Genomic DNA, 4,587 nt, shown 5'->3' on the forward strand with positions numbered 1-4,587 from the left:
CCAGCATTTTTGAAAAATTGCTGGATCAAAAAACTTCATTGCCGCCTGCGGCGATTATTCAGATTCCGGGGATGTTGTTTCTGCTGTTTCCAGCTGCTCCGGCTGAACAAACGTTGTCCCTATGGCTGCCTTGGGCAGAATATAGAACATCTGTTTTCCGTCGCAGATCAGGTAAAATTCCTCATAGGTCTGGATCCACGCCGTTTCCAGCAGCACTCTTGATTCCGGGATCACTTCCGTATCATCTTCATCCTGCTGTGTCCAGATCCGCAGCACATTGCCGTCACATTCCGCCGTATACTGCTGACCTTCCATCTCTTTGACCATATCCAGAACAACACGTCTCTGCTTTCTGGGATTGTACCACAGCATAAAAATCGCAGTCAAGCAAAGGAGCACAAGAAAATATGCCATTTTGTTGGTGGGATCTTTTATGCCAGCTGCCACAAAGGACACCAGCAGGACGGCAAACAGCACCATCATCACATAATTCCGGCGCATGACAAATTTTTTCTGAAACGCCGTAAATCCGGTGCGATAATATTCCAGCGGAATAGGATACGGTGCTGTGCGGTCAAAAGCCGGAAGCTTCTGTGTTTCTTCCATAGAACCTCCTTATACGTCCAGATTCTCCACGTATTTTGCGTTCTTCTCAATAAATTCCTTACGTGGAGCAACCTTGTCGCCCATAAGAATGGTAAAGATCTCATCTGCCCTTTCAGCATCCTCCAGTTCCACACGGATCATAGAGCGTGTCTCCGGGTTCATGGTCGTTTCCCAAAGCTGTTCGGAACTCATTTCACCAAGACCTTTGTACCGCTGAACAGAAACCTTTGCCGTACTGCCGTCTGCGTCTGCAAATTCCGCAATATACCTGTCTCGTTCTGCCTCATCAAAGGCATACTTATACTTCTTGCCCTTAAATACCTTGAACAATGGCGGCTGCGCCAGATAGACATTGCCGTTGGTGATCAGCGGACGCATGAAGCGGAAGAAGAAAGTCAGCAGCAGGGTCTGGATATGGGAACCATCCACGTCGGCATCGGCCATAATAATGACCTTACCGTAACGCAGCTTTGTAATGTCGAAATCCTCACCGATAGAAGTACCCAGAGCTGTTACCACAGGCATCAGCTTTTCATTGCCATATACCCGGTCAATTCTCGCCTTTTCCACGTTGAGCATTTTACCCCAAAGGGGCAGGATCGCCTGATAGCGACGGTCTCTGCCTTCCTTTGCAGAGCCGCCTGCCGAGTCTCCCTCGACAATGTACAGCTCAGTACCCTCGGTGGTCTTTTCGGAACAATCCGCCAGCTTGCCCGGCAGGGAAGCGCTTTCCATAGCGGATTTCCGTCTGGCAGTTTCCCTTGCCTTCTTGGCAGCCTCACGTGCCGTCTGTGCGGACAGGCTCTTGTCAAAAATCGCCCGTGCCACCGTGGGATTTTCTTCGAAATAGGTCATGAGCTTATCAAAGACCATTTTCTCCACAAAAGGACGCACTGCCGGATTGCCCAGCCGTCCCTTGGTCTGTCCCTCGAATTCACACTCAGTCAGCTTCACAGAAACGATGGCTGTCAGACCTTCCCGGACATCCTCGCCCAGCAGACGAGTACCATCCTTTAACAGACCAAACTTTTTGCCGTATTCATTAATCACCTTGGTCAGGGCATTTTTGAAGCCTGTCTCATGTGTACCGCCGTCAGCAGTATGAATATTATTGGCAAAGGACAGGATCATTTCATTATAACTGTCGTTATACTGCAATGCAACCTCTGCAAAGGAATCTCCATCCATGCCGGAAACATAGATCACATCCTCCGACAGGGATTCCAGACCACGTTTCTGGTGGAGATATTCCACGAACTGCCGGATACCGCCCTCATAGTGGAGCACTTCCGTCCGTTCTTCCTCCGAATTCCGCTTATCCGAGAACACAATGCGGATGCCGGCATTCAGGAATGCCTGTTCCCGGAGACGTTTCAGGAGCACTTCATAGTCATATTCCGTGGTCTCCTCAAAGATCTGGGGATCCGCCTTGAATTCCACTGTCGTACCCGTTTCCGTGGTATCACCGATAACCCGGATGGGGTCGCTGTAGTCACCACGGTGGAATTCCTGGAAGTGCACGTGGGTGCCGTCCTTTACAGTCAGCTTCAGCCATTCCGAAAGGGCGTTTACCACCGATGCACCTACGCCGTGTAGACCGCCGGAGACCTTATAGCCGCCGCCGCCGAATTTACCGCCGGCGTGAAGAATGGTATATACCACCGTTGCCGCCGAAATTCCCTCCTTGGGATGGATTCCCACAGGAATACCACGGCCGTTGTCGGAGACCCGGATCACATTGTCAGGCAGAATATCCACCGTAATTTCCGTACAGAACCCGGCGAGTGCCTCGTCAATGGCATTATCCACGATCTCATACACCAGATGATGGAGACCCTTAGGGCCGGTAGAGCCGATGTACATACCCGGCCGCTTCCGGACTGCCTCCAATCCCTCCAGCACCTGGATCTGACTTTCATCATAATTTTGGGCATTGGGTTTGATTGCCTCTGTCATTTTGCAATTCCTCCAAATTTGTCCGACCTTTGTTTCACGTGAAACAAAAACCGGCAGCTGCACAAACTATCTTTCAGAGACAGCTGTGCGGATTTATGGCAATACCACACAAAGATTGTGCGTCAGATGCGCTGTCAGATTTTTCGTCAGATGAAACAAAAAGCGGAGTGAATACTTTGTGTATTCACGAGCATTTTTGTGAAATATGACGGAAAATATGCAAGCATATGACGTGCAAAGCCGTCAGGCGCTCTTTGTGCGGTGTTGCCTTATCACATTGATTGCTGCGATTGTGTATCATATCGTACAGCCATCCTACTACAGTGTTTCACGTGAAACACTATGATTTTCTTTTCATCATTTTGTGCAGTTTCCCGGAAAATCTGCCTTTTCCGCCTCTTTTCACAGGTCTGCACAGGCTTTCCACAGAGTTTTCAACAGTTTGTGGAAAGTTGATTTTTACGCAGTTTCGGGCGTTTTTCAAAGTCCCGAAACCAGTCTGCCGTCTTTCAACAAAAACCGCTTTCCGGCATTTGGGGAAAGTACGGATTCCAGATGGCAGGTAGTCACAAAGACCTGCATTTCCTCTACGATCGTAGAAACCACCGCCTGCCGTGCCTCGTCCAGTTCGCCCATGACATCGTCCAGGAGCACGATGGGGGATTCCTTCCGGCGTTTGCTGTAAATTTGCGCCTGAGCAAGTTTCAGTGCCAGCGCCAGACTTTTTTTCTGTCCCTGTGAACCGAATTCCTTTGCCGGTTTGCCGTCTATAGCAAGGAGCAGATCATCCCGGTGTACGCCAACCCCCGTATGTCCCAGAAGCAAGTCTGATTGACGGCTCTGCTGCATTTTTTCCCCATACTGCGCCACAAGTTCCGGCGCAGGCCGGTCGGGGAGCACCTCCTGAGCATCTCTGCCGAACACACTGGACTGATAATGGAGCGAAACCGTCTCCTTGCCCCGTGCGATCTGGGCATACAGAGGCACACAGACCGCCGCCAGCCGCCGCACATACTGGGCACGCTGCACGGCAATTTCCGTCCCCAGCTGTTCCAGCTGACCATCCCAGACATGAAGCATGGCCTCCGTCTGTGCCTGGGGCAGCTTTTGTTTGAGTACTGCATTGCGCTGCTGGAGCACCAGCTGATACCGGCGTACCAGAGACAGCATAGGCGCACTCAGCTGTGCGCTGCACAGATCCAAATAAGACCGCCGCCGTTCCGGGCCGCCTGTGACCAGAGAAAGATCCTCCGGCGTAAAGACCACGCAGTGGAACACAGAGAAGAGTTCACCGCTTTTCCGTGGCACGTCATTACACCAGAACTTCTTTTCAGGAACTGTTCCCGGCACCATGCAGAGCCTTATAGACTGTTCTCGCCTGGCGTCCTGAAATCCGGCTTCTACCTGCAAATTACCGCCGTCGAAGGAAAGATAATCTCGTTCCCGGGTTCCCCGGAAGCTGCGGCAGCCGGTAAGTGCCCAGACTGCCTCCAGCAGATTGGTCTTTCCCTGTGCATTTTCACCGAGGATCAGGTTATATGAGGGATCAGGTTCTAGTTCCACCTGGCGCAGATTTTTAAAGCCATCTGCCGCAAGTCGTGTAAGTCTCATGCTTCTGCGGTTACAAGTACCGTAAAGCGGTCAACGGTAATGGTATCCCCAGGACGGATTTTTTTGCCGCGCATGGTGCAGACCTGACCATTCACGGAGACATCACCCTGCTGCACCAGTTCCTTGGCAAAGCCGCCGGTATCGCATAAACCGGCGAATTTCAGGAGCGAATCCAGCTTAATAAATTCCGTCCGGATCGCCACAGTAATTGTTTCACTTGCCATACCTGTCCTCCTTTAATATCAAAAATAAACACAAAATCAAAACCAGTCTGTCAGTCACACAAGCAAAGGTTGCCTGGCCAGCTGGTCCAGCTGAGCCCAGCTGGCGAGGTCCAGGGCGAGTAGCCCTGGCAGAGTCCAGGGACAGCGTCCCTGGTCGCCGCCGCAGCGGCGAAACACCCCGGCGCATACT

General features: G+C 51.5%; 4 protein-coding genes. All 4 read right to left on the bottom strand.

Features of this window, described 5'->3' with window-relative positions:
• Positions 1 to 54: 54 nt before the first annotated feature.
• A complete protein-coding gene (locus QZ375_RS13695) occupies positions 55 to 606 on the bottom strand; it encodes a hypothetical protein (RefSeq protein ID WP_295219849.1) in 552 nt (183 codons plus the stop codon).
• 9 nt (positions 607 to 615) lie between these two features.
• Entirely contained in the window at positions 616 to 2,562 is a 1,947-nt protein-coding gene (gene gyrB, locus QZ375_RS13700; protein WP_295219851.1) for a DNA topoisomerase (ATP-hydrolyzing) subunit B, read from the bottom strand.
• A 480-nt stretch (positions 2,563 to 3,042) separates the two neighbouring features.
• On the bottom strand, positions 3,043 to 4,173 hold the full coding sequence (gene recF / locus QZ375_RS13705) for a DNA replication and repair protein RecF (protein ID WP_295219852.1): 1,131 nt from the start codon (positions 4,171 to 4,173) through the stop codon (positions 3,043 to 3,045).
• Positions 4,170 to 4,397 (bottom strand): RNA-binding S4 domain-containing protein, encoded by a 228-nt coding sequence (locus QZ375_RS13710; RefSeq protein WP_295219853.1) that lies wholly within the window; start codon positions 4,395 to 4,397, stop codon positions 4,170 to 4,172. Before QZ375_RS13710 ends, recF begins: the two co-directional genes overlap by 4 nt.
• Positions 4,398 to 4,587: the final 190 nt, after the last annotated feature.

The organism is Ruminococcus sp., assembly GCF_019417665.1.
Taxonomy (GTDB): Bacteria; Bacillota; Clostridia; order Oscillospirales; family Ruminococcaceae; genus Ruminococcus_C.

Excerpts from the sequence above, each read along its gene's own strand:
- QZ375_RS13695 (WP_295219849.1), bottom strand. The coding sequence starts at position 606 with ATGGAAGAAACACAGAAGCTTCCGGCTTTTGACCGCACAGCACCGTAT.
- gyrB (WP_295219851.1), bottom strand. The coding sequence starts at position 2,562 with ATGACAGAGGCAATCAAACCCAATGCCCAAAATTATGATGAAAGTCAG.
- recF (WP_295219852.1), bottom strand. The coding sequence starts at position 4,173 with ATGAGACTTACACGACTTGCGGCAGATGGCTTTAAAAATCTGCGCCAG.
- QZ375_RS13710 (WP_295219853.1), bottom strand. The coding sequence starts at position 4,397 with ATGGCAAGTGAAACAATTACTGTGGCGATCCGGACGGAATTTATTAAG.